Origin of the sequence: Burkholderia sp. BCC1208, from assembly GCF_902833095.1 — a bacterium.
GTDB lineage: Bacteria > Pseudomonadota > Gammaproteobacteria > Burkholderiales > Burkholderiaceae > Burkholderia.
On the sequence record NZ_CADFDY010000008.1, the window covers coordinates 12,708 to 36,549 of the forward strand.

A 23,842-nucleotide genomic window follows, 5' to 3' on the forward strand; every position below is an offset into this window, starting at 1 on the left:
CCTTGCTGGGCGGGAGTTCGGCGCAGTTCGGCGGTGCTCGGAACGGAACGCGGCGGATCGGGCGAAATGCGTGCAGATGGCGACGTTCGAGTGCCGCCCCCCGACAGAAAAAAATCGCGGGTCGGGGCGGGGCGCCGTGGCGAAATATGGGGAACGATTATGGTGCGGTGTTTGCGGCGACATGGGGCGATCTTGCGTCGCGGATCGTCCGGTCGATGAGGCGGCGCAAGGCCGGACGACGGGACGAAATCTGGCGCGAATTCAACTCGATTGCTCGTAAAAGCGAGCGTCACGCAATGTGTGCTTGATTAGACGAGAAGGGGAGAGCGCGCCGCGACGACCTTGATGGACGGGGCTGCAAGCGGGAAGAACGACAGCCGCGCGTCAGCGCGAAGCCAATGCGCGCGTATCGATGTCGCGGGTGTGATCGTCGCCGTTGTCGGCCGTCCGCGTCGCGTTGTCGCTCCACACGACGCGGTCGTTGACCGCATACAGTCGGCATGCGCCCGCCCCTTGCTTCGCGCAGTTGTCGAGCGCGAGCGCCATGGGATCGTCGCCGCCTTCGGCCCACGACCACGCGCCTTCCGACGACACCGCGAACGCGCGGCTCGGGTGCTGGTTCAGGAAGCGGCGATAGCCTTCGCGGCCCGCTTCGTCGACATAGGGCACCGCGTTGACCGCATCGATCGACGCATAGCCGGTGGCCTTCGGCTCGTGCGGGTCCGCGACGGCATAGCGCACCGCGGTCGGCAGGTTCAGTTCGGCGAGGAATGCGTGCACGGCCGGCCACCACACGGGCACGCCGTCGCGATCGACGATCAGCCGGTGCGCGTCGTCCTTGTAGCGGCCGAAATCGATGAACTGGGCCTGCGTGCCGTGCGACACGTATGCGTCGTGCATCTGCGCGACGAGCGCGGGCGTCCACACCGAGTCGTTGTCGCCGTACAGCCAGAGCGACCGCACGGCGGTATGCGCGCCGTACTGATCGAACGCGTCGACGAGGTTGTGCTGCCAGCCGTCGCACAGGTCCTGGCGCAGCCCGCCGGAGAAGTTGATGATGCCGCGCACGCCCGCTGCGGCTTCGGTGCCGTATGCGATCGACACGAGGCCGCCGTGCGACGTGCCGGCGACGACGATGCGCGACGCATCGACGTACGGCTGGCGCGACATGTAGCGCACCGTCGCATCGACGTCGGCGGCCTGCGCGAGGCCGTTCTTGCCGACGTTGCAGCCTTCCTGCTGGTACGTGCCGTCCGACCCGGCGAAGCCCTGGCGATTCGGCGCGATCACCGCATAGCCGCGGCGCACGAATTCGCGCGCGAACGCGAGCGGCCGGCTGCGTGGCTGCAGATGGAGATCGCCGGTATTTTTGCCGTGGTTGAAGACGACGAGCGGGAACGGGCCGGGGCCGTTCGGCTTGAAAAGCGTCGCCTCAAGCGTGACGGCGCCCGACGCGTCGGCCGGAATGCGAAGGATCTGTTCGTTGAGGTCGGCGGTGACCTGCGGCAGGTTCGAGTCGGCGTAGTCGAAGTGCTCGGCGTGGGCGAGCGAGCCGCTGGTGCCTGCACCCGTCGTGGCGCTCGTCAGCGTACCGGCCTGAGCGGCCGACAGCGCACAGGCCGCCATCCATCCCACCAATACCTTGCTGAACGCCATCCGTAAGCCCTGCCATGCAACATGACCAATTCGAGGCCATCGTAGCCCGACAAAATCAGGTTGTGCAATGCGGGAATTACCCGGCGTCTGACATGGCAACTATTTGTCAGCGTTCACTTACTTCGCCGTCGACATAGCGCCAGAATCCCTGCTCGTCGCGCTCGAATCGGCTCGTCTCGTGGAGCCGGTACGCGCGTCCGCCGACCTTGTAGCGGGCCACGAATTCGACCTCCGCATGCCGGTCGTCGAGCGGCACGTGGCGTTTGACCGCGAGGCCCAGCCAGCGCGGCGCCTCCGGTGCTTCCGGGTCGGTGTCGAGGTCGGACGGGCAGGTGCGCGCGGCCCACGTCGCGCGCAGGTAAGCGGTCGCGCCGAGCACGTACGCGCTGTACCGCGAGCGCATCAATTCGAGTGCGGTGGGGGCGGCTTCGCCGCCGTCGATGAAGCGGCCGCAGCAGGCCGCATAGCGGGGCGCCGGCGCTTTGCCGGCGGGCGCGGGCGACGCGCCGCCGCACGGGCATGCGTCAGGTCGGTTCGAAATCATGCGAAATATGAATTAACAACGCTCGGTTGCCGGCGCCGCTCACCAGCTGAGCTCGATGCCGTCGTACTGGAAGAACCGGCCGTTCGCCTGAGACACGTCCGAGCCGGATTCGGCGATGACGCGACGCATGCCGGTCACGCTCGTTTCCGGATCGATCGCGGCTTGCGCGCCGCCCATGTCGGTGCGCACCCAGCCCGGATGCAGCGAAATGCACGCGGCATGGCGCGTCTGCAGCGACGCGATGCGCAGCGCGTCGTTCAGCGCGGCCTTGCTCGCGCGGTACAGCCAGCCGGTCGTGCCGGTCGCTTCGGCGATGCTGCCCATCCGGCTCGACACGACGGCCAGCACGCCGCGCGCGTCCTCGACGAGCGGCAGCACGATCGGCAGCAACTGCATCGGCCCGCGCACGTTCGTATGCATCACCGCGTCGAAATCCTCGGCGGTGATCGTCTCGACGCCTTCGGTGCGCGGTCCGTACACGCCCGACACGAGCACGGCCGCATCGAGCCGCTCGCCGTCGAGCTTCCAGCCGAGCGCCGCGATCTGCTCGGGCTGCGCGATGTCGAGCGCATGCGGCTGCGCGCCGAGCGCGCGCAACGCGTCGAGCGACGCCGCGTCGCGCGCGGTGGCGATCACGTTCCAGCCATCGCGCCGGTATTGCCGGACGAATTCGCGGCCGAGGCCGCGCGATGCACCGACGATCAATACGGTTTTCATGCCGTCGCTCCTTGGGTTGGCGCCGCCGAGGCAGTGCCGGTGTCAGATCCGTTCGATGCGTGTCGCGCCCGCGAGGCAGCCGCCGGCAGGCGGCTGGCGCGTCACTTCACTGTGCGTCGCCGCACGGCTTCAGCGTGGCGGCGACCGCTTGCGCGACGCCGTCGAGCCGTGCGGCGTCCGCCGCGACCATGTCGTTGTCGGGCGCATGCTGGCCGCGTGCGGTCAGCGCCGCCACGCAGCGCTTGTAGGTTTCGTCGAGCGCGTCGAAGTTCGACACGGCCATCCCGAGGTTGCGCATCCGGCCGTCGTGCACGCCGTACACAAGCCCGTGCACGGTGAGGGACTGGCCGCGTGCCCATGCGTCGTTGACGATCGTCGTGCGGCACACGTTGACGACCTGCTCGATCGAATTCAGCTCGATCAGGCGGCGGTACCGCGCTTCGCCGACCGGCCATTCGTCGAGCAGCGCCGCATGGCGCTCGCGCACGTCCTGCACATGATGCAGCCAGTTGTCCGCGAGGCCGACACGGCGGTTGTGCAGCGCTGCGTTCACGCCCGAGCAGCCGTAGTGGCCGACGACCATGATGTGCTTCACGCGCAGGATGTCGACCGCGAACTGGATCACCGACAGGCAGTTCAGATCGCTGTGCACGACGACGTTTGCGATATTGCGGTGCACGAACACTTCGCCCGGCGGCAGGCCGATGATCTGGTTGGCCGGCACGCGCGAATCCGAGCAGCCGATCCACAGATATTCCGGCGCCTGCTGGTCGGCGAGCCGTGCGAAGAAATCGGGATCGTCGGCGAGCTGGCGTTTGACCCAGGCATCGTTGTTGTCGAACAGATGGGAAAGCGGATTGTCTTGGATAGTCATCGGGTGGCTTCCGTTGGCGGAAATCGGGTCGATATTGGATTCGGTGTTGCCGGCGTCAGGCGGCGCGCTGCGCGTCGCCTTCGCCGTCGTTCGTCGCGCCGAAGCGCGCGGGGTAGCGCACGCAAAAGCGCAGCGCGGCGTCGTACGGATAAAAATCGGGCAATTCGCCCTGCAGCAGCTTGTCCTTGCTCGCCTGCCACAGCGCGGGATCGAAAAAGTCCGCGTGATGCTTCATGAAGACGCTGCGCACGCGCGGGTCGCCGAGCAGGAACGGCCCGTAGGTTTCCGGAAAGATGTCGTGCGGGCCGACGGTATACCACGGTTCGCCGGACAGCTCGTCTTCCTCGTTGCGCGGCGGCGGCACGCGCCGCACGTTGCAGTCGGTCAGGTACTCGATCTCGTCGTAGTCGTAGAACACGACGCGGCCGTGGCGTGTGACGCCGAAGTTCTTGTACAGCATGTCGCCCGGAAAGATGTTGGCCTTCATCAGCTCCTTCACCGCGTTGCCGTATTCCTTCACACCGTGCTCGACGTCCGCGTCGGTGCCGTTCTGCAGGTACAGGTTGAGCGGAACCATCCGGCGCTCGATATACAGGTGCTTGATCACGAGATCGTCGCCCTCGTATTCGAGCAGCGACGGCACTTCCTTCTCGAGTTCGCGCACGAGCGCGTGATCGAGCCGTGCGAGGGGCAGCGCGACGCTCGAATACTCGAGCGTGTCGGCCATCCGCCCGAGGCGGTCGTGGCGCTTCACGAGCTGGTACTTCTCCATGATCTGCGCGCGCGTCGTGTCCTTCGGCGGCGGGAAGTGATCCTTGATGATCTTGAACACGTACGGGAACGACGGCAGCGTGAACACGAGCATCACGAGACCCTTGATCCCGGGCGCGATGATGAAGCGGTCGCTCGAATGCGACAGATGGTGCAGCAGGTCGCGGTAGAACAGGTTCTTGCCCTGCTTCTGCAGCCCGACCGACGTGTAGATCTCGGCCTTCGGCTTGCCGGGCATGATCGTGCAGAGGAACTCCACGTACGCGGACGGCACGCCCATGTCGACGAGGAAATACGAGTGCGAGAAGCTGAAGATGATCTGCAGCAGGTCGCGGCGCAGCAGCACGGTGTCGAGCGCGAGCAGGCCCGGGCGCACGTGGCGGATCGGCACCGCGAACGGCAGCACGCGGTCGGCGTTGATGATGCGGCCGACGATGTACGCGCTCTTGTTGCGGAAGAACAGCGACGACAGCACGTGGATCTGGAAATTCGGCGCTTCGTCGAAGCGGCCGAATTCATCGTCGATCGCCTGCATCACGCAGCCGATGTCGCGCGTGAGATCCTCGAACGCCGGCTCGAGCTGGAAGTTCGTGACGATGCGCTCGAGCGTGACCGCGAGCCCGTCGGTGCCCGGGTAGTACGCGCGGTAGGTCGGCTTCGCGGCCGGCTCGTCGTTCTCCAGATACTCGGTCGAGATCGCCGGGCGCACGAAGATGAAATCGTTGCTGAAATACGAGCGGTGCAGGATCTTGCAGCACACCGAATTGAAGAAGGTTTCCGCGCACTCGGGCTGGCGGTGCGACGTGAGCAGTCCGATGTAGTGCAGCTTGATCTGCTGCCACACTTCGTCGTCGATGTTCTCCGCGTCGTATTCGTCTTCCAGCACCTCGACGCATTCCTTCACGCGATCGTCGTACGACGTGATCCGCTCGCGCGCGAGCCGCTGCAGCCCGTGCCAGTCGCCGCGCTCGTACAGCGTCTTCGCCTCGACCGCCGCTTCGCGGAAGATCCGGTAATGGCGATCGAAGTATTCGAGCATCGTCTGCGCGACGTCGAAACCGATCTGCGACGACAGCAGTTTGGGGAAGTGATTCATCGCGTGCAGGCTCGTTCGGGAGGGACGGTAAGCACCCGCCATTTTAGCGCCCAAGTCGGCGTTTCAATGATTTTTGGGGTGACGCGCGAACGGTCGTCAATCGGCGTGTTGATCGCCGTTGGGTGCCGTTCGGTGCATCTTCGCGTAAAGATACGGGTACGGAACCGATTCTGGCACGAACTTTTTTTGATCGCCCGACGGCCGCCGGGCACGCGTTCCGCGCGACGGCGATAGAATCGACGCACCACCCGCCGTGCCTGCCGCCGGCGCACATTCGCACCGATAACGACGAGACGCCCCCACCGATGAACGCCCTGGAACACCAACTCGACTACCCCTTCGCCGATACGCTGCCCGCCCCGGGCGACACGTTCGAGGTCGCGCCCGGCGTGCGCTGGCTGCGCATGCCGCTGCCGTTCTCGCTCGATCACATCAATCTCTGGCTGCTGCGCGACGAGATCGACGGCCAGGCCGGCTGGACGATCGTCGATTGCGGGATCGCGTCGGACGCGATCCGCACGCACTGGGAGCAGATCTTCGACGCGCATCTCGACGGCCTGCCCGTGCTGCGCGTGCTCGTCACGCACTGCCACCCCGATCACTTCGGCCTCGCGAACTGGCTGTGCGAAGGCGGCGACAAGGGGCGCTGGAACGTGCGACTGTGGATGACGCTCGGCGAATACATGTTCGGCTGCCTGATGGCGGCCGGCAACGGCTCGAACGCGGGCGGCGCGGCCGCCGCCGATCATTTCGCGCGCCACGGGCTGACCGATCCGGCCGCGCTCGACAAGCTGCGCAACCGCCGCAGCTATTACTCGGATCTCGTGCCGGCCGTGCCGCCGCGCTACCGGCGCCTGCGCGAAGGCGACGCGATCGCGATCGGCGCGCGCACGTGGCGCGTCGTCACCGGCTTCGGTCATTCGCCTGAACATTGCGCGCTCCACAGTGAAGCGGACGGCGTGCTGATCTCCGGCGACATGGTGCTGCCGCGCATCTCGACGAACGTGTCGGTGTTCGACCTCGAACCGGAAGGGAACCCGCTCGCGTTGTATCTCGAATCGCTCGGCCGCTACGAGACGATGTCGCCCGACACGCTCGTGCTGCCGTCGCACGGCAAGCCGTTCCGCGGCGTGCGCACGCGCATCGCACAATTGCGCGAGCACCACGATGCGCGCCTGGCCGAAGTGCGCGTCGCCTGCGCGGAGCAGCCGGTGAGCGCGGCCGACATCGTGCCGATCATGTTCCGTCGCCGCGAGCTCGACATCCACCAGATGACGTTCGCGCTCGGCGAGGCGCTCGCGCATTTGAACCTGCTGTGGCTCGCGGGGGAACTCGTGCGCGAGCAGGGCGACGACGGCGTGCTGCGGTTCCGCACCGCCAACTGAGGCCGCTTCGTTCTCCTTACGCGACGGGTTCGTAGCGCCTCCCGTCGCGCCGCCATTCCATCGTGTGCGTCGGTTCGAGCGCCGCGAGAAACGCGGCGTCGTGCGACGCGACCACGATCGCGCCCGGGAAGCCGGCCAGTGCGGCTTCGATCGCGCGCACCGATTCGAGATCGAGATGGTTGGTCGGCTCGTCGAGCAGCAGCAGTTGCGCGGGCGTGCCGCGCCACAACGCGCACGCGAGCGCGGCCTTCAGTCGCTCGCCGCCGCTCAGCTGGCGCGCCGGCTGCGTCGCGCGCGCCGCGTCGAGCTGCAGCAGCGCGAGACGGCTGCGCAGCTCGCCTTCGGCGAGCGGCGTATCGAGCAGGCTCAACTGCTCGACGATCGAGCGCTCCAGGTCCAGCAGCGCGAGCCGCTGGTCGAGATACGCGGCGCTCACGTGCGTCGTGCAGGTGCCCGAGCGCGGCGCGAGCTCGCCCGCGAGCATCCTCAGCAACGTCGACTTGCCGCAGCCGTTCGGGCCCGTCAGCGCGATGCGCACGGCGCCGCTCGCCGACCACGTGATCTCGTCGGCGTCGCCCGCGACGCGCCACGGCAGTTGCGCGCGTTCGAGCGTAAACAGCTGGCGGCGCGCGCTGACCTCGGTGCCCGGCAGCGACACGAGCACGGGCGCATCGGCTTCGACGTGCGCGGCTGCCTGCTGCACGCGTTCGTCGAGCGTCGCCTTGAAATCGTCCTGATGGCGTCGGACCTGTCCCATGATGTTGCGTGCCGCACCCTTGCGGCTCTGTTTCGCTCCCGACGACAGGTTGGCCGTCTTCGCGTCGCGCAGCGACGCGGCCGCGTGGCGCTGGATCGTGTCGTGTTCCTGTTCGAGCCTGCGTCGCACGCGCCCGCGCTCGGTGCGCGCATGGTCGAGCACCGCTTGCGCGGCTTCCCGTTGCGCGTCGCGCTGCGCGCGGTAGAGCGCGTAGTTGCCGCCGTACGAGCGCGCGCCGTGCGGCGTCAGCTCGACGATGCGTTGCACGCCGCCGAGCAGCGCCCGGTCGTGGCTCGCGATGACGACCCCGCCGCGCCAGCCGTCGAGCGCCGCGCGCAGCCACGCCCGGCCCGGTGCGTCGAGATGGTTGGTCGGTTCGTCGAGCACGAGCAGGCCCGCGCCCGACAGCAGCGCGCCGATCAGCGCGACGCGCGCGAGCTGGCCGCCGCTCAGCGCATGCGCGGGCGTGTCGGCGCGGACGTCGTGCAGGCCGGCCGCGTCGAGTGCCGTGCGCAGCCGCTCCGCGAGATCCCAGCGATCGCCGATCAGGTCGAAGTCGTGCGGTTCCGCGTGGCCGTCAGAGAGGCGTGCAAGTGCGCCGAGCGGCGCATCGAGCGCGGCGATTTGCGCGACGGTCTGCGGGGCGGCCGCCGTGTCGTCGTGGTCGTGCTGCTGCGCGACGTAGACGACCTGCGTATGCCGCTCGATGGCACCCGCGCTCGGCGCGCGGCGGCCCGCGATCAGTTGCGCGAGCAGGCTCTTGCCGACGCCGTTGCGGCCGACGATGCCGGTCGGCGTGCGGTCGATGGAAAGGTCGAGCGAATCGAACAGCGTGACGCCGTCGTCGAAGCGGAAGGAAACGTGATGAAGCGCGACGAGCGCGCCGGTGGGCGTGGCTGCAGCCATGAGCACCTCCGAAAATGCGTGAAGACCTTCGCGCGCGGCGTGCGTGGCACGGGCGGCGAAAACATTTCGGGAAGGCTTAGTTGTTCACTTTGGCTGGCGTCCGGTATGAGGAACAGGCGCGCAGTGTAGCAAGCGCGGCGCGCGGGCGGCAAGCGAGCGGCGTGCATGCCGTCGCTTGCGCGCACGCACGGTTACTGCACGGCGACCGCCGCGAAGTTCTGCCGCCCGAACGGACTCACGCGATAGCCGCTCACGTTCGTGCGCGTGAGCGCGGCCGCGGTCGGGTAGCCAAGCGGGATCCACAGCGCCTGGTCGTGGATGATTTTCTGCGCGCTTTCGTACAGCTTCGCGCGCTTGGCCTGATCGGCGGTCGACTTGCCGTCGGCGATCAGCTTGTCGAGCTGCGCATCGCAGAAGCGCGCGAAGTTGATGCCCGACTTCACCGCGTTGCAGCTGAACAGCGGCGACAGATAGTTGTCCGGATCGCCGTTGTCGCCGGCCCAGCCCATGAAGAGCATGTCATGCTGGCCGAGCTTCGCCTGCTTGATCAGCTCGCCCCATTCGATCACCTTGACGTCGGCCTTCACGCCGATCTTCGCGAGGTCGGCCTGCAGCAGTTCCGCGCCGACCTTCGGGTTCGGGTTCAGCACGCTGCCGGTCGGGCGCGTCCAGATGGTCGTCGAGAAGCCGTTCGGGAAGCCGGCCTGCGCGAGCAACTGTTTCGCCTTCGCGGGATCGTACGCATACGGCGCGACGTCGTTCGCATAGCTCCACGTGTTCGGCGGATACGGGTTGTTCGCGGCCGTCGCGGTATTGTCGAACACGACCTTCAGGTAGGTCGCGCGGTCGAACGCGAGATTCAGCGCCTCGCGCACCTTGTCGTTGTCGAGCGGCTTCTTCTGCGTGTTCAGCGCGACGAACGCGGTCATGAACGCGGGCGTCTGCACGACCTTCAGCGCGCTTTCGCCCTTCGCGGCGAGTACGTCCTGCGGCTTCGGCGACAGCGCGATCTGGCATTCGCCGGCCTTCACTTTCTGCAGGCGCACCGACGGGTCGGGCGTGATCGCATAGATCAGCCGGTCGACCTTCGGCTTCGTGCCCCAGTACGTCGGATTCGCGTCGTAACGGATCAGCGCGTCCTTCGTATAGCTCTTCAGCACGAACGGGCCGGTGCCGACCGGCTTCGCATTCAGGTCGGCCTGTTTGCCTGCCTTCAGCAACTGGTCCGCGTATTCGGCCGAGTAGATCGACGCGAAGCCCATCGTCAGGATCGGCACGAACGTCGCATTCGGCTCGTTCAGCACGAACTTCACCGTGCCGTCGTCGACCTTCGTGACCGACTTCACGAGCTTCACGAGGCCCATCGACTGCGCGTGCGGGAAGCCGCTCGCGCCGGCCACCTTGTGCCACGGATTCGCATCGTCGAGCATCCGCGTGAACGTGAACACGACGTCGTCCGCATTGAGCGGGCGGCCCGGCTTGAAATAGTCGGTGGTCTGGAACGCGACGTTCGGGCGCAGGTGGAACGTGTACATGAGGCCGTCGGCACTCGCTTCCCATTTGTCGGCGAGCGCGGGCACGACCTTCTTCGCGGCTTCGTCGTAGGACACGAGCGTGTTGAAGATCACGTCGGCCGATGCGTTGGTCGTGACGAGCGAGTTGTACTGCACGACGTCGAAGCCGTCCGGGCTCGATTCCGTGCAGACGGTCAGCGGCTTGGCGGCGGCGAGGCCGGGGGCGACAAGGGCGGCGGCGACGGCGGCCGCGGCGAACAGCTTGACGTGCATAGGATCTCCCACGTGGCTTGTGTTTTTCGCTGGATGACGGAGGCAGGCGCGGCCGGTAAGCGGGCGGGCCGGCGCGGCTGGCGAATAGCATACCGTCAAAGCGCGCGACGCGTGAAAAAAGGCGCCGGAACGCGGCGAATTGACCGAACAACGGCTGCGTTCGCGACGGAACGGGTGTCGATGCAGCGAAGGGTGCGGCGCAGGCGGCGGGCGGGGCGGGAGAGCCGGGCGGCGCGGAAGGCGGGGAAGGCGGAGAAGGCGGAGAAGGCGGAGAAGGCGGAGAAGGCGGAGAAGGCGGAGAAGGCGGAGAAGGCGGAGAAGGCGGAGAAGGCGGAGAAGGCGTGCGGCGGACGCGGTGAAGACGCCGCGGAAGGTGTCGCAAAACCGAAGCCTCGACGCGTCAGCGCAGCGATACGGCCCGGCATGCATCGCACGGGCCGCCTCTGCGGACCGTCAGTGCGCGCCGGCCTTCGGCTTGCGCGGCGCCTTTTCGAACAGGCGGTCGTACAGCCAGCGCGGCAGCACGTGCAGCACCTTCGCGACGACGCCCATTTGCCACGGAATCACGCGGAACGCGTGCTGCCGGGCGATTGCGCGCGCCGCGCGCGCGGCGAAGCGATCGGCGTCCATCAGGAACGGCATCCGGTACGGGTTGTGCGCGGTCATCGGCGTGCGAATGTAGCCGGGCGCGATCGTCACGACACCGACGCCGGCCGGGCGCAGCTCGACGCGCAGCGCCTCGAGATACTTGATCGCGGCCGATTTCGACGCGCTGTACGCGCCGGAGCCGGGCAGCCCGCGCACGCCGGCGACGCTCGCGACGCCGACCAGCGTGCCGTGGCGCGTGGCCGTCATCGGGCCGACGAACGGCTCGAACGTCGCGACCATCCCGTAGTAGTTGATGTCCATCACGTCGCGGAACGCCGCGAGATCGCCCTGGCCCGTGACGGCGCCCTGGCTGATGCCCGCGTTCGCGATCACGACGTCGGGGCAGCCGTGCGCGGCGATGAACGACGCGGCGGCCGTCGCGAGCGCATCGGCGTCGCGCACGTCGGCGGAATAGACGGAGATGGACAGCTTCGGGAAACGCCGCGCGAACGCATCGAGTGCATCGGTGCGTCGCGCGACGAGCGCGAGCGTGGCGCCCTGGCGGGCGTATTCCTCGGCCATCGCGAGGCCGAGGCCGCTCGACGCGCCGGTGATGAAGACCTTCAGCGGAGTAGTCATGCCGGCGCGCGGGCGGGGATCAGAGCTTCTTGTCCTGAACCTGCTTCACGAGGAAGTCGAGCACCTGGGCGGTACCCGGGATGCTGTTCGTGTAAGCCGGGCCCGTCTTGTACTTGCCCTGGACGACGACCGTCGGCACGCCGTCGATCGCGTAGTCCTTCAGCAGCTTGGCCGACTGGTTCACCTCGCCCTGCACGCTGAACGAGTTGTACGCGTCCATGAACTTCTTCTTGTCGACGCCCTGCGTCGCCAGGAAGTCGGCCTGCGCCTGCGGCGTCAGCAGGTAGTTCTTCTGCTTGTGGATCGCGTTGAAGATCGCCGGCGTGACCTTCTCGGAGATGCCGAGCGCGGACACCGCATAGAACAGCTTCGAGTGCGGGAGGAAATCGTCGCGGAAAGCGACCGGCACGCGCTTGAAGTCGATGTTGTTGCCCTGTTTCTTCACCCAGGCCTCGATCGTCGGCTCGAACTCGTAGCAGTGCGGGCAGCCGTACCAGAAGAACTCGATCACCTCGACCTTGCCGGCCGGCGCGGACACCGGCTGCGGCGACTTCATCACCTCGAAGTCCTTGCCGGACACCGGCGCGGCGGGCGATGCCTGGGCCAGGCCGGCAGCCAGGCCGAGGGACAGAAGGAGCGTGCTAAGCAGTTTTTTCATGTTGTGGACGTCGAATCAGTTGCTCGGGTTACGAAACGTAACGTAACGGGTTCTGCGTGGGTGCGGCCGGCTGCTTACTGCTTCGTGAAGCGGATCACCGCCGTGTCGACACCTGCATCGGACAGGCGCTGACGGGCCGAGTTCATATCCTCGAACTTCGAGAACGGGCCGACGCGCACGCGGAAATAGGTCACGCCGCTGACGTCGCGCTTCGACACCTTCGATTCGAAGCCCTGGAAGCCGAGACGCGCACGCTGCTGCTCGGCATCGCCTTCCGTCTTGTACGCGCCGACCTGCAGGAAGTAGCCGGTGTTCGCGTCGTTCGCGGTCGGGGGCTTCGCTGCCGCCGCGGCCGTGACCGACGACGTCGGCTTCGGCGTGTTCGCGGCCTGCTGCTGTTGCTGCTTTTGCGCGGCGGCCTGCTGCGCCTGCTTCTGCGCGGCGAAGCGTGCGAGGTCGTCCTCGCCGCCTTGCTGCTGTTGCTGCGCCTGTTGCGTCTTCTTCGGCGGCGGTGTGGTGTCGGCCGGCTTCGGTGCGACGGCGACGCCGTTGCCCGACGACGGATTGTTCGACGCGGTGGTGTTGCTCGAGCCGGTGGCGCCGTTCGTGTTACCCGACGGCGGCACTTCGACGATCTGCGGCTCGGGCAGCAGGCCGCCGCCCTGGGTCTGGTTCGCGGCCTGGCCGGGCGCGGTGTTCGGCGGTGCGGGCTGCGCGGCCTGCGGCACCGGCTGGCCGGGCGTCTTGCCCTGCAGCGCGCGGTTCGGGTCGAACTGCTGCGGCTGGCTCGCGCCGTTGTCGGCCGGCGGCGGCGCGACCTTCGACACGAACGGCGACGGCGAACGCGTGATGTAGAGCGCCACCACCACGGCGATCGCGAGGCCGACGATCAGGCCCAGCACGATTCCAAGAAATGTCCCTCCGGCTTGTTTCGATTGTTTCGAAGTGCGGCGTGGTTGTGCCATTGCTTGAGTCACCTGCAAAAAGAATCGTGAAAAGGCTGCGACGGGCATCCGGCGACGGGCATCCGGCGGCGGGCATCCGGCGGCGGGCATCCGACGACGGGCGCTGCCGCCGCAGCCATTCGCGGCCCGGTTCGGGGCCGCGCGGACATCCTTACATCTTGGCGGGCGCGGATACGCCGAGTACCGCCAGGCCGTTCTCCAGCACCTGCCGGGTCGCGGCGAGCAGCGCGGCGCGCGCATTGCGCGGCGCTTCGTCGTCGACCAGCACGCGCTCCGCATTGTAGAACGAGTGGAATTCGCCAGCGAGATCGCGCAGGTAGAACGCGACCGCGTGCGGCGCCAGCTCGTTCGCCGCATGCGTGAGCATGTCCGGGTACTCGGCCAGCTTCTGCATCAGCGATGCCGCTTGCGCGCTGGTCAGCTGCGACAGGTCGGCGCCCGGCAGTTGCGCGACGTCGACGTTGTAGCGCGACTTCAGTTCGTTGAGCACCGAGCAGATCCGCGCATGCGCGTACTGGACGTAATAGACCGGGTTCTCGTCGTTCTGTTTCAGCGCGAGGTCGATGTCGAACACGAACTCGGTATCGGCCTTGCGCGAGATCAGGAAGAAACGCACCGCGTCGCGGCCGCGCGTGATGGTCGCCTCGTCGATCAGGTCGGGCGCCGCTTCCTGGCCCGCCGCCGCGCCGCCCGACCATTCGATCAGGTCGCGCACCGTCACGTAGCTGCCCGCGCGCTTCGAGATCTTCACTTCCTGGCCGTCGCGCATCACGGTGACCATCTTGTGCAGCACGTAGTCGGGATAGCCCTTCGGGATCCCGATGTGCAGCCCCTGCAGGCCGGCGCGCACGCGCGCGATCGTGCCGTGGTGGTCCGAACCCTGGATGTTGATCACCTTCGTGAAGCCGCGCTCCCACTTCGTCACGTGGTACGCCACGTCCGGCACGAAGTACGTGTACGTGCCGTCCGACTTGCGCATCACGCGGTCCTTGTCGTCGCCTTCGTCGGTCGTGCGCAGCCACAGCGCACCGTCCTGCTCGTAGGTCATGCCGGCCTTGATCAGCGCGTCGACCGTCTTCTCGACGCGGCCTTCGCTGTACAGCGACGACTCGAGGTAGTACTGGTCGAACTTCACGCCGAACGCCTGCAGGTCCATGTCCTGCTCGCGACGCAGATACGTGACCGCGAACTTGCGGATCGCGTCGAGATCCTCGACGTCACCCGCACCCTTGACCGGCTCGCCGTCCGATGCGGCGACCGTTTCGCCGTTCAGGTAGTCGCGCGCGATGTCGGCGATGTACTCGCCGTTGTACGCGGCTTCCGGCCAGCCCGCGTCGCCCGGCTTCAGGCCGCGGGCGCGCGCCTGCGTCGAGATCGCGAGGTTGCCGATCTGCACGCCCGCGTCGTTGTAGTAGAACTCGCGGTGCACCGCGTAGCCCTGGCTCGCGATCACGTTCGCGAGCACGTCGCCGAGCGCGGCCTGGCGGCCGTGGCCGACGTGCAGCGGGCCGGTCGGATTGGCCGACACGAATTCGAGCAGCACCTGCTTGCCTTTCTCGCGATCCGACGTGCCGAACGCGCGGCCCTGGTCGAACACGGCGGCGATCACCGCCTGTTTCGCGGCGGCCGACAGGCGCAGGTTGATGAAGCCGGGCCCTGCGATCTCGGCGGCTTCGACGAGGCCTTGCGCGGCCGGCTGCGCGGTGAGTGCGGCGACGATCTGCTCGGCGAGCTGGCGTGGGTTCGCGCCCAGCGGCTTCGCGAGCTGCATCGCGACGTTGCACGCGACGTCGCCGTGCGCGGCGACCTTCGGGCGCTCCAGCGTGATGGTCGGGGCGACGAATGCCGCGTCGGCGCCTTTCAGCGCGAGTGCGACCTGCTTGACGCTATCCGCGAGCAGGGCTTCGAGGGTCTGTTTGTGTGCTGGCAGCATGCTGGTAGAAGGCTTCGTTGGTGGCGGCCGGAAATGTCGGGCCGCCGGCGCGCTTTTTAAGCGCGCGTTTCAGGGATCGCAGAATTTTAACAGGTGCTAATATGCCGATCAGGCGGCCCGCGTCCGCGAGGCCGGACGCCGGTCGGCCGGCTTCCCCAACTTCGCCGCGCAGGCACAACAAGATGAAAAGGGAATTGTCATGATTACGTTCAAGAGCAAGGCGGCACAGGATCTCGACGTGCTGAAGGATTTCGCGGTTTTCGTGCTGGGTGTCGTCGGCAAGCAGCTGGGCGAGCGCGGCGTGATTACGCACGACGAACTGGACCACGCGATCGAAAAGCTGGAAGGCGCGGTTGCGCAGGCGAAGCAGGCGCGCGCCGAGCATGCCGGCCATTTCCACGAGGACGAAGCCGACCACGCGCACCATGAAGTGCCGCCGAGCCTGGCCCAGCGCGTCGCGCCATTCCTGACGATGCTGCGCGAGGCGAAGGCCGCCGAGGCCGACGTGCACTGGGGTTTCTGAGCGTCCTTGCCGGGCGGATCGAAAGGTTCGCCAGACAGGAAAAAGCCCGCTTTCGAGCGGGCTTTTTATTTTGTCTGATCAAAAGGCGGCCGGGCCGCCCGTTCGCGTCGATCAGAGCTGCGGCGCGAGCGCGCGGCGGGCGTCGTCGAGCGACAGCGCCATGCGCTGCGCGTAGTCCTCGAGCTGATCCTGCCCGATTTTGCCGACCGAGAAATAGCGGCTGTCCGGATGCGCGAGGTAGAAGCCCGACACGCTCGCCGCCGGCAGCATCGCCAGCGAATCCGTCACGCTCATGCCGATTTCGTCCGCGTGCAGCACGTCGAACATGTCGCGTTTCACGAGGTGGTCGGGGCAGGCCGGGTAGCCGGGCGCCGGGCGGATGCCCGCGTACTTTTCCGCGATCAGCGCGTCGTTGTCGAGCGTCTCGCCGCTCGCGTAGCCCCACAGCTCGCGCCGCACGCGTGCGTGCATCGCTTCCGCGAGCGCTTCCGCGAAACGGTCGGCGAGCGCCTTCAGCATGATCGCGCTGTAGTCGTCGTGGTCCGCTTCGAACTGCTTCTCCTTCACGTCGACGCCGAGGCCGGCCGTGACCGCGAACATCCCGATGTAGTCGGCGACGCCCGATTCCTTCGGCGCGATGAAATCGGCGAGCGAGCGGTTCGGCCGCATCACGCCGTCGACCACCGGGCGCACGCTCTGCTGGCGCAGGTTGCGCCACGTGAGCAGCACGTCGGAGCGCGACTCGTCGCTGTAGATCTCGATGTCGTCGTCGTTGACGGTGTTCGCGGGCAGCAGCGCGATCACGCCGTTCGCGGTCAGCCAGCGGCCCTGGATCAGGCGCGCGAGCATCGACTTCGCGTCGGAGAACACGCGCCGCGCCGATTCGCCGACGATCTCGTCGTTCAGGATCGCCGGGTACGGGCCCGCGAGGTCCCAGGTCTGGAAGAACGGGCCCCAGTCGATGTAGTTCGCGAGCTCGTTCAGGTCGTAATTCTTGAACACGCGGCGGCCGATGAACTTCGGCTTCACCGGCTGGTAGCCGGCCCAGTCGACCTGGGTCTTGTTCGCGCGCGCCTCGGCGAGCGTGACCATCGGCTGCTGCTTGCGGTTCGCGTGCTGGTCGCGGATGCGCTCGTAGTCGGACTTCAGCTCGTCGAGATACTTCGCCGCGCCTTCGTCGGACAGCAGGTTCGACGCGACCGACACCGAGCGCGACGCATCCGGCACGTAGACGACCGGGCCTTCGTAGTGCGGCGCGATCTTCACGGCCGTGTGCACGCGCGACGTCGTCGCGCCGCCGATCAGGAGCGGAATCTTCTTCACGCGGAAGTAGTCGTCGCGCTGCATTTCGGACGCGACGTACGCCATTTCCTCGAGGCTCGGCGTGATGAGGCCCGACAGCCCGATGATGTCCGCGCCTTCGACCTTCGCCTTCGCGAGGATCTCGTTGCACGGGACCATCACGCCCATGTTGACCACTTCGAAGTTGTTGCACTGGAGCACGACCGACACGATGTTCTTGCCGATGTCGTGCACGTCGCCCTTGACGGTCGCGATCACGATCTTGCCCTTCGCGCGCACGTCGCCGCCCGCTTCCGCGAGCAGGCGCTTTTCTTCCTCGATGAACGGGATCAGGTGCGCGACCGCCTGCTTCATCACGCGCGCGGACTTCACGACCTGCGGCAGGAACATCTTGCCCTGGCCGAACAGGTCGCCGACGATGTTCATCCCGTCCATCAGCGGGCCTTCGATCACGTTGATCGGACGGCCGCCGGCCGCGTCGATCTTCGCGCGCACTTCTTCGGTGTCCTCGACGATGAAGGTCGTGATGCCGTGCACGAGCGCATGCGAGAGCCGTTTCTCGACCGGCTGATTGCGCCACTCGAGGTTCTCTTCCTTCTTCGCGCCGCCGGCCTTGAACTTGTCGGCGATTTCGAGCAGGCGGTCGGTGGAATCCTCACGGCGGTTCAGGATCACGTCCTCCACGCGCTCGCGCAGCTCCGCGTCGAGATCGGCGTACACGCCGAGCTGGCCCGCGTTCACGATGCCCATGTCCATCCCGGCCTGGATCGCGTGATACAGGAACACGGTATGGATCGCCTCGCGCACCGGGTCGTTGCCGCGGAACGAGAACGACACGTTCGACACGCCGCCGCTCACCTTCGCGTGCGGCAGGTTCTGCTTGATCCAGCGGGTCGCCTCGATGAAGTCGACCGCGTAGTTGTTGTGCTCCTCGATGCCGGTCGCGACCGCGAAGATGTTCGGGTCGAAGATGATGTCTTCCGGCGGGAAGCCGACTTCGTTCACGAGGAAGTCGTACGAGCGCTTGCAGATCTCGGTCTTGCGCTTGAACGTGTCGGCCTGGCCCGTTTCGTCGAACGCCATCACGACCGCGGCCGCGCCGTAGCGGCGGATCAGGTTCGCGTGGTGGCGGAACGCGTCCTCGCCTTCCTTCAGCGAGATCGAGTTCACGATCGCCTTGCCCTGCACGCACTTGAGGCCGGCCTCGATCACGTCCCACTTCGACGAGTCGATCATGATCGGCACGCGCGCGATGTCCGGCTCGGACGCGATCAGGTTCAGGAAGCGCACCATCGCCGCCTTCGAATCGAGCATCGCCTCGTCCATGTTGATGTCGATCACCTGCGCGCCGTTCTCGACCTGCTGGCGCGCGACGGCGAGCGCCTCGTCGAACTGGCCGTTGAGGATCATCCGTGCGAACGCCTTCGAGCCGGTGACGTTGGTACGTTCGCCGACGTTGATGAAGAGCGTCCCGGGCGTGACGTTGAACGGCTCGAGGCCGGCAAGGCGCATCATGTGATCGGTCATGGCGGTGCGGATTCTGAGATGAAGGACGTGGGCGGTCGGGTCAGGCGTTGTCGCTGTACTGGTTCGGCCAGCGGCGCGGCTTCACGTCGGCGAGCGCCTTCGCGATTTCGGCGATGTGTTCGGGCGTCGTGCCGCAGCAGCCGCCCGCGAGGTTCACGAGCCCGGCCTGCGCGAATTCCTTCAGCAGGCCCGACGTGACGTCCGGGGTTTCGTCGAAGCCGGTGTCGCTCATCGGGTTCGGCAGGCCCGCATTCGGGTAGCACGACACGTAGGTGTCGCACAGCTTCGCGAGCTCGGCGATGTACGGGCGCATCAGCGCCGCGCCGAGCGCGCAGTTCAGGCCGAACGTGAGCGGCTTCGCGTGGCGCAGCGAATTCCAGAACGCCTCGACCGTCTGGCCCGACAGGATCCGGCCCGACGCATCGGTGACGGTGCCCGAGATCATGATCGGCAGGCGCTCGCCGGTGTCCTCGAACAGCTCGTCGAGGGCGAACAGCGCGGCTTTCGCATTCAGCGTGTCGAAGATCGTCTCGACGAGGAACAGGTCGACGCCGCCGTCGAGCAGCGCCTTCGCCTGCTGGTAGTACGACGTGCGCAATTCGTCGAACGTGACGTTGCGCGCGCCCGGATCGTTGACGTCCGGCGAGATGCTGGCCGTCTTCGGCGTCGGCCCGATCGCGCCCGCGACGAAGCGCGGCTTGTCGGGCGTCGCGTATTTCGCGGCCGATTCGCGCGCGAGCTTCGCCGATTCGACGTTCATCTCGACGACGAGATCTTCCATTCCGTAGTCGGCCTGCGCGACGGTCGTCGCGCCGAACGTGTTGGTCTCGACGATGTCGGCGCCGGCCGCGAAGTACTGGTCGTGGATCTCGCGGATGATCTGCGGCTGCGTGATCGACAGCAGCTCGTTGTTGCCCTTGATGTCGCGCGGGAAATCCTTGAAGCGCTCGCCGCGATACGCGGCTTCGTCGAGCTTGTAGCGCTGGATCATCGTGCCCATCGCGCCGTCGAGGATCAGGATGCGCGATTTCAGCAGCGCGGGCAGGGCGGCGCCGCGCGTGTAGGGCGCGTCGAGCGGGACGGAAGCAGCGAGAGGAGTCGCAGACATGGGCGGGAGACCGGCGAAGACGGAAAACCGTCATTGTAGCCGGTGCGTCAAGGGGGCGCCGACCCTCCCCGCGCCCGCCGGACGGCCCGCCAAATGAAAGCCCCCGCCGGCGAACCGGACGGGGGCATGATCGGAGTGCACGCGGCGCCGCGTCGGTGCGCGGCGAATGGCCCGGCCGCGTGACGCGCCGGGCCGCGGGTCGTCAGTGCAGCACGACGGGCATCATCATCAGGCTGTCGAATTGTCCGAGGAATTCGTCGACTTCGTCGAGCGACGGTTCATCCTCGATCAGTTGCTTCACGTGCGCGCGGAATCGTTCGGCAAGTTCGCCGTCGATGAAGATTTCGCGCTGCGCGTTCTTGTCGACGATTTCGTATCCGCCGGCATTCATCAGGTGATGGCCGGCCTGCGGCGCAAATTCGACGACGCAGTAGTTGGGGCTGTTGTAGATCATTTGCATGGCGGCACTCCTCTTCGCAGTGGCATCTGGCCTTGTTGTCCCCTAGGTGGGGCGAGCCTTGCCGGTTTCAAGGGGCTTGCGCTGCACACCCCGTTCTCCCGTTTGCGTGGGGTGTATCGGTTAGAAGCCGATGTCTATCAAACGTTTCTTATTGTGAGCCGGTGGACTGAAATAGTTGTTAAAGAGTGTCATCGGCCATTTTCGGGAAATCTGTAATCGGTCGAAATTGCCGATTCGTGTGCGTTCACTGTGTGACAGTCGATGAGGCTGGTGGTTGCATCGTCGTGGGCGGGGCCGATTGCGCCGATTGTGCAGGCGGCGCGGCCGATGCATCGGGCGACGGTGCGGCGGCGGGCGCGTTCGTTGCGCCGCTTGCTGGCGCGGCATCGGCAGGCACGTTCGGTGCGGCGAGGCGGCCGTGCCACAGCAACTCGATCTGCGCACCGTTCGGCTCGCTCTGCACGAGCCGCGCGGGCAGCCAGCCGAGCGACGGCGCGAGCCACATGTCGATGCGGCGCGTGTCGCCGTCGCGGCGCGGCAGGCGCATGAAGTGCCGCGCGGCGATGATGCCGGTCTGCGTCTGCACCTGCTCGTCGCCGATCACGGTGATCGGCCAGGTCTCGCCGCTGTTGTTGTCGATCACGAAGAATTGCTGCGTGACGCCCGGTTTGTAGGCGGCGGGATTGCCGCGCACGAGCCCCGACAACTGCATCAGCATGCTGAAGCGGTCCTGCACGCCGTCGGGCAGCGGCGCGTTGTTCGGCGTGCGCGTGAACACGACCTGCCGGATCTCGCGGTTGAAGATCGCGATGTCTTCCGGCCGCTTGCCGCGCTTCTCGACGTAACGGTCGGGCGCGACGCCGAAGGCATCGATGCGGCCTTCGCTGCGATAGGTGAACGGGCCGACGAACGGCACGGGCATCGATACCGACAGGTCGTACGTGTGCCCGTCGGTGCGCCAGTGGATCGTGCCGATCATGTTCTGCATGCCGTTGTAGAACGTGTCGTACTGCAGGTCGCCGGACGGCGGCGCGGCGAATTTCACGCCGCTCGTCGCGGGGCCGGGTGTCGCGGCGCTGGCGCCGGCGGCCGACGCGGCGTGTGTGCTCGACGCCCCCGAGGTCCCCGCCGTGCCGCTCGCGGCGGACGCGGCGGCAGCCGGCGGTTCGCCGTGCTCGGCCGTCTGCGTCGACGTGAGGACCGGCTCGTGCGACGGTGCGGGTTTCGGCGGGGCCGCCTTCGGCGCGTCGGCCCTGGGCGCGGCCGGACGTTCGACCGGCTTCGGCTCCGGCGGAGCAGGCTGCCGCTCGATCGGCCGCGGTTTCAGTAGCTCGATCTGCACGGGGATGTCGGCGGGCGGCGGCGGCGTGAACGATTCGCGGTTGCGCATCAGCCAGAACCCGGCGAGCGCATGCAGCACCAGCACGGCGACGAGCGCGATGCCCACGCGCAGTCCGCGGCGGGGCGGGGCGTGACTCGGGCGAAGGTCGGCGGGCTGCATGGGCATCGGAACGGGCTCGGGGGGCTTGCGTGAGGTCGGGCGCGCGGTGCGCGCCACAGGAATCGGACCATCGGATGCGCCGCGCGTTCGCGATGCGTGACGTGGCGCGAACCGGATGCGTCAGGCGTCGCGTGCGTCGGGACTATAGCCGAGTTCGTAAGACAGTTTCTGCGCGCATGCGCGCAGCGCGGTGTCGATCTCGCCGCCCCATGCGATGTCGAACGAGCCTTCCTGGCCGAGCGCGACGATCGCGAGCGCGAGTTCGCCGACCGCGTCGAACACCGGCATGCAGAACGCGTGGATCGTCGGCAGCAGCATCCCTTCGACGCGCGCGGCCTGGTGCGCGCGCACGTCGGCGAGCACCGCGTCGACTTCGTCGAGCGTGCGCGGGCCGCCGTGGTGCGGCGAGCGGCGCGTATCGGCGAGTTCGCGCTCGAGCATCGCGGCGGTCTTGCCGCGCGGCAGGTACGCGGCGAACAGCAGGCCCGTCGCGGAGCCGAGCAGCGGCATCACGTCGCCGAGCTTCAGCGACGCCTTCGCGGGATGGCTCGATTCCATCCAGTGCACGATCGTCGGCCCCTGGTTGCCCCATACCGCGATGCCGACCGTCTGGTCGAGACGGTCGCGGAATTCGGTCAGCGCGATCCGCGCGAGCTTCACGCCGTCGACGCGCGCGAGCCGCGCGAGGCCCATCTGCAGCGCGAAGCCGCCCAGCTCGTAGCGGCCCGAGACGGGATCCTGAGACACGACGCCGAGCCGCGAGAAGCTGACCAGATAGCGGTGCGCCTTCGCCGGACTCATGCCCGCGCGCTGCGCGAGATCGCGCAGCATCATCGCGCGCGGCTCGCTCGTCAGCACGTCGAGCAGGCGGAAGCCGACCTCGATCGACTGGATGCCGGAACGGACCTTCTCGCCGTGTTCGCCGGAGGCGGCGTCGTCGGTATCGGAGTCGGCGAGATCGTCGTCGGGAAGCGGGCTGGCGGGCATGGGCAAGAGGTGCGCGAAAATGCGGCAGGAAACGGGGCGAAAACGGCGTGCGCCATCATGACGCGCCGCATGGATTCACCATCGTAAAATAGATTCCCTCCATCGTCACTACAACGGCAGATCCTCCCTATGAAACTTGCTTCGCTGAAGGACGGCACGCGCGACGGCCAGCTGATCGTCGTGTCGCGCGACCTGCACACCGCGGCGATTGCCGATGCGATCGCGCCGACGCTGCAGCGCGTCCTCGACGACTGGGCGTTCTACGCGCCGCAACTGCGCGACCTGTACGACGCGCTGAACCACGGCCGCGCGCGCAATGCGTTCGCGTTCGACCCGGCCAACTGCATGGCGCCGCTGCCGCGCGCGTTCCAGTGGGCCGACGGCTCCGCGTACGTGAACCACGTCGAGCTCGTGCGCCGCGCGCGCGGTGCCGAGATGCCGCCCGAGTTCTGGACCGATCCGCTGATGTACCAGGGCGGCAGCGACGATTTCCTGGGGCCGCGCGACGACGTCGTGTGCCCGTCCGAGGAATGGGGCATCGATTTCGAGGCGGAAGTCGCGGTGATCACCGGCGACGTGCCGATGAGCGCGTCGCCCGACGACGCGCTGAAGGCCGTGCGGCTCGTCACGCTCGTGAACGACGTGTCGCTGCGCAACCTGATTCCGCACGAGCTCGCGAAGGGCTTCGGCTTCTTCCAGAGCAAGCCGGCCACCGCGTTCGCGCCGGTCGCCGTCACGCCCGACGAGCTCGGCGACGAGTGGCGCGCAGGCCGCGTGCACCGCCCGATGATCGTCCACTGGAACGGCAAGAAGGTCGGCCAGCCCGACGCCGGCACCGACATGGTGTTCCATTTCGGCCAGCTGATCGCGCACGCGGCGAAGACGCGCAACCTGCGTGCCGGCTCGATCGTCGGCTCCGGTACGGTCTCGAACAAGGACGCGAAGCGCGGCTACTGCTGCATCGCCGAGAAGCGCTGCCTCGAGACGATCGAGCACGGCGCGCCGCAGACCGAATTCATGCGCTACGGCGATACGGTGCGCATCGAGATGTTCGATGCGGCCGGCAAGTCGATCTTCGGCGCGATCGAGCAGTCGGTCGCCCCGCCCGACGGCGTGGCATGAGCCGCGCGGGGATGCGGCGCAGCGGCGAAACCCTGC

General features: G+C 67.4%; 20 protein-coding genes. 3 read left to right on the forward strand and 17 right to left on the reverse strand.

Annotated elements, in window-relative coordinates:
- Window positions 1-384 precede the first annotated feature (384 nt).
- From HWX09_RS19425 to aceK, 5 genes are all read right to left on the reverse strand, one after another.
- A complete protein-coding gene (locus HWX09_RS19425) occupies window positions 385-1,656 on the reverse strand; it encodes a CocE/NonD family hydrolase (RefSeq protein ID WP_027785582.1) in 1,272 nt (423 codons plus the stop codon).
- A 106-nt stretch (window positions 1,657-1,762) separates the two neighbouring features.
- The gene (locus HWX09_RS19430) at window positions 1,763-2,200 is read right to left on the reverse strand and encodes a YchJ family protein (RefSeq protein ID WP_027785581.1); all 438 of its coding nucleotides are present in this window, start codon (window positions 2,198-2,200) and stop codon (window positions 1,763-1,765) included.
- A gap of 39 nt (window positions 2,201-2,239) precedes the next feature.
- On the reverse strand, window positions 2,240-2,917 hold the full coding sequence (locus HWX09_RS19435; RefSeq protein ID WP_027785580.1) for an SDR family oxidoreductase: 678 nt from the start codon (window positions 2,915-2,917) through the stop codon (window positions 2,240-2,242).
- A 106-nt stretch (window positions 2,918-3,023) separates the two neighbouring features.
- On the reverse strand, window positions 3,024-3,791 hold the full coding sequence (gene can, locus HWX09_RS19440; protein ID WP_027785579.1) for a carbonate dehydratase: 768 nt from the start codon (window positions 3,789-3,791) through the stop codon (window positions 3,024-3,026).
- Window positions 3,792-3,846: 55 nt separating this feature from the next.
- Window positions 3,847-5,658, reverse strand: a complete 1,812-nt coding sequence (gene aceK / locus HWX09_RS19445; RefSeq protein ID WP_027785578.1) for a bifunctional isocitrate dehydrogenase kinase/phosphatase — start codon at window positions 5,656-5,658, stop codon at window positions 3,847-3,849.
- Between the two features lie 305 nt (window positions 5,659-5,963).
- Between aceK and HWX09_RS19450 the strand changes: the two genes are divergently transcribed.
- On the forward strand, window positions 5,964-7,043 hold the full coding sequence (locus HWX09_RS19450; protein WP_027785577.1) for an MBL fold metallo-hydrolase: 1,080 nt from the start codon (window positions 5,964-5,966) through the stop codon (window positions 7,041-7,043).
- A 16-nt stretch (window positions 7,044-7,059) separates the two neighbouring features.
- Here the strand turns inward: HWX09_RS19450 and HWX09_RS19455 are convergent, their stop codons facing one another.
- From HWX09_RS19455 to argS, 7 genes are all read right to left on the reverse strand, one after another.
- Window positions 7,060-8,706, reverse strand: a complete 1,647-nt coding sequence (locus tag HWX09_RS19455) for an ABC-F family ATP-binding cassette domain-containing protein (protein WP_027785576.1) — start codon at window positions 8,704-8,706, stop codon at window positions 7,060-7,062.
- Between the two features lie 191 nt (window positions 8,707-8,897).
- Window positions 8,898-10,493 carry an ABC transporter substrate-binding protein gene (locus tag HWX09_RS19460; protein ID WP_027785575.1) on the reverse strand — a complete coding sequence of 532 codons (1,596 nt, stop codon included), beginning with the start codon at window positions 10,491-10,493 and terminating at the stop codon, window positions 8,898-8,900.
- 95 nt (window positions 10,494-10,588) lie between these two features.
- Window positions 10,589-10,918, reverse strand: coding sequence for a hypothetical protein (locus HWX09_RS19465; RefSeq protein WP_175888592.1), 330 nt, complete (start codon window positions 10,916-10,918; stop codon window positions 10,589-10,591).
- 28 nt (window positions 10,919-10,946) lie between these two features.
- The gene (locus HWX09_RS19470) at window positions 10,947-11,720 is read right to left on the reverse strand and encodes an SDR family oxidoreductase (RefSeq protein WP_027785574.1); all 774 of its coding nucleotides are present in this window, start codon (window positions 11,718-11,720) and stop codon (window positions 10,947-10,949) included.
- A 19-nt stretch (window positions 11,721-11,739) separates the two neighbouring features.
- Complete coding sequence (locus tag HWX09_RS19475; RefSeq protein WP_027785573.1) at window positions 11,740-12,378, reverse strand: thiol:disulfide interchange protein DsbA/DsbL; 639 nt, start codon at window positions 12,376-12,378, stop codon at window positions 11,740-11,742.
- A 74-nt stretch (window positions 12,379-12,452) separates the two neighbouring features.
- Entirely contained in the window at window positions 12,453-13,343 is an 891-nt protein-coding gene (locus tag HWX09_RS19480; protein ID WP_027785572.1) for an SPOR domain-containing protein, read from the reverse strand.
- Window positions 13,344-13,494: 151 nt separating this feature from the next.
- Window positions 13,495-15,276, reverse strand: coding sequence for an arginine--tRNA ligase (gene argS, locus HWX09_RS19485; protein WP_027785571.1), 1,782 nt, complete (start codon window positions 15,274-15,276; stop codon window positions 13,495-13,497).
- A 199-nt stretch (window positions 15,277-15,475) separates the two neighbouring features.
- On the opposite strand from argS, the gene HWX09_RS19490 reads away from it, so the two are divergent.
- Window positions 15,476-15,799 carry a DUF1840 domain-containing protein gene (locus HWX09_RS19490; RefSeq protein WP_027785570.1) on the forward strand — a complete coding sequence of 108 codons (324 nt, stop codon included), beginning with the start codon at window positions 15,476-15,478 and terminating at the stop codon, window positions 15,797-15,799.
- Between the two features lie 111 nt (window positions 15,800-15,910).
- On the opposite strand, the gene metH is transcribed toward HWX09_RS19490, so the two are convergent.
- The 5 genes from metH to HWX09_RS19515 form a co-directional block, all read right to left on the reverse strand.
- Entirely contained in the window at window positions 15,911-18,628 is a 2,718-nt protein-coding gene (gene metH / locus HWX09_RS19495) for a methionine synthase (RefSeq protein WP_027785569.1), read from the reverse strand.
- A 40-nt stretch (window positions 18,629-18,668) separates the two neighbouring features.
- Entirely contained in the window at window positions 18,669-19,736 is a 1,068-nt protein-coding gene (locus tag HWX09_RS19500) for a homocysteine S-methyltransferase family protein (RefSeq protein ID WP_027785568.1), read from the reverse strand.
- A 202-nt stretch (window positions 19,737-19,938) separates the two neighbouring features.
- Complete coding sequence (locus tag HWX09_RS19505; protein WP_006477667.1) at window positions 19,939-20,196, reverse strand: DUF3567 domain-containing protein; 258 nt, start codon at window positions 20,194-20,196, stop codon at window positions 19,939-19,941.
- Window positions 20,197-20,440: 244 nt separating this feature from the next.
- Window positions 20,441-21,703 carry a DUF3108 domain-containing protein gene (locus HWX09_RS19510; protein WP_027785567.1) on the reverse strand — a complete coding sequence of 421 codons (1,263 nt, stop codon included), beginning with the start codon at window positions 21,701-21,703 and terminating at the stop codon, window positions 20,441-20,443.
- A 114-nt stretch (window positions 21,704-21,817) separates the two neighbouring features.
- The gene (locus HWX09_RS19515; protein ID WP_027785566.1) at window positions 21,818-22,684 is read right to left on the reverse strand and encodes an IclR family transcriptional regulator; all 867 of its coding nucleotides are present in this window, start codon (window positions 22,682-22,684) and stop codon (window positions 21,818-21,820) included.
- Window positions 22,685-22,813: 129 nt separating this feature from the next.
- On the opposite strand from HWX09_RS19515, the gene HWX09_RS19520 reads away from it, so the two are divergent.
- Entirely contained in the window at window positions 22,814-23,806 is a 993-nt protein-coding gene (locus tag HWX09_RS19520) for a fumarylacetoacetate hydrolase family protein (protein ID WP_027785565.1), read from the forward strand.
- The last annotated feature ends 36 nt before the right edge of the window (window positions 23,807-23,842 follow it).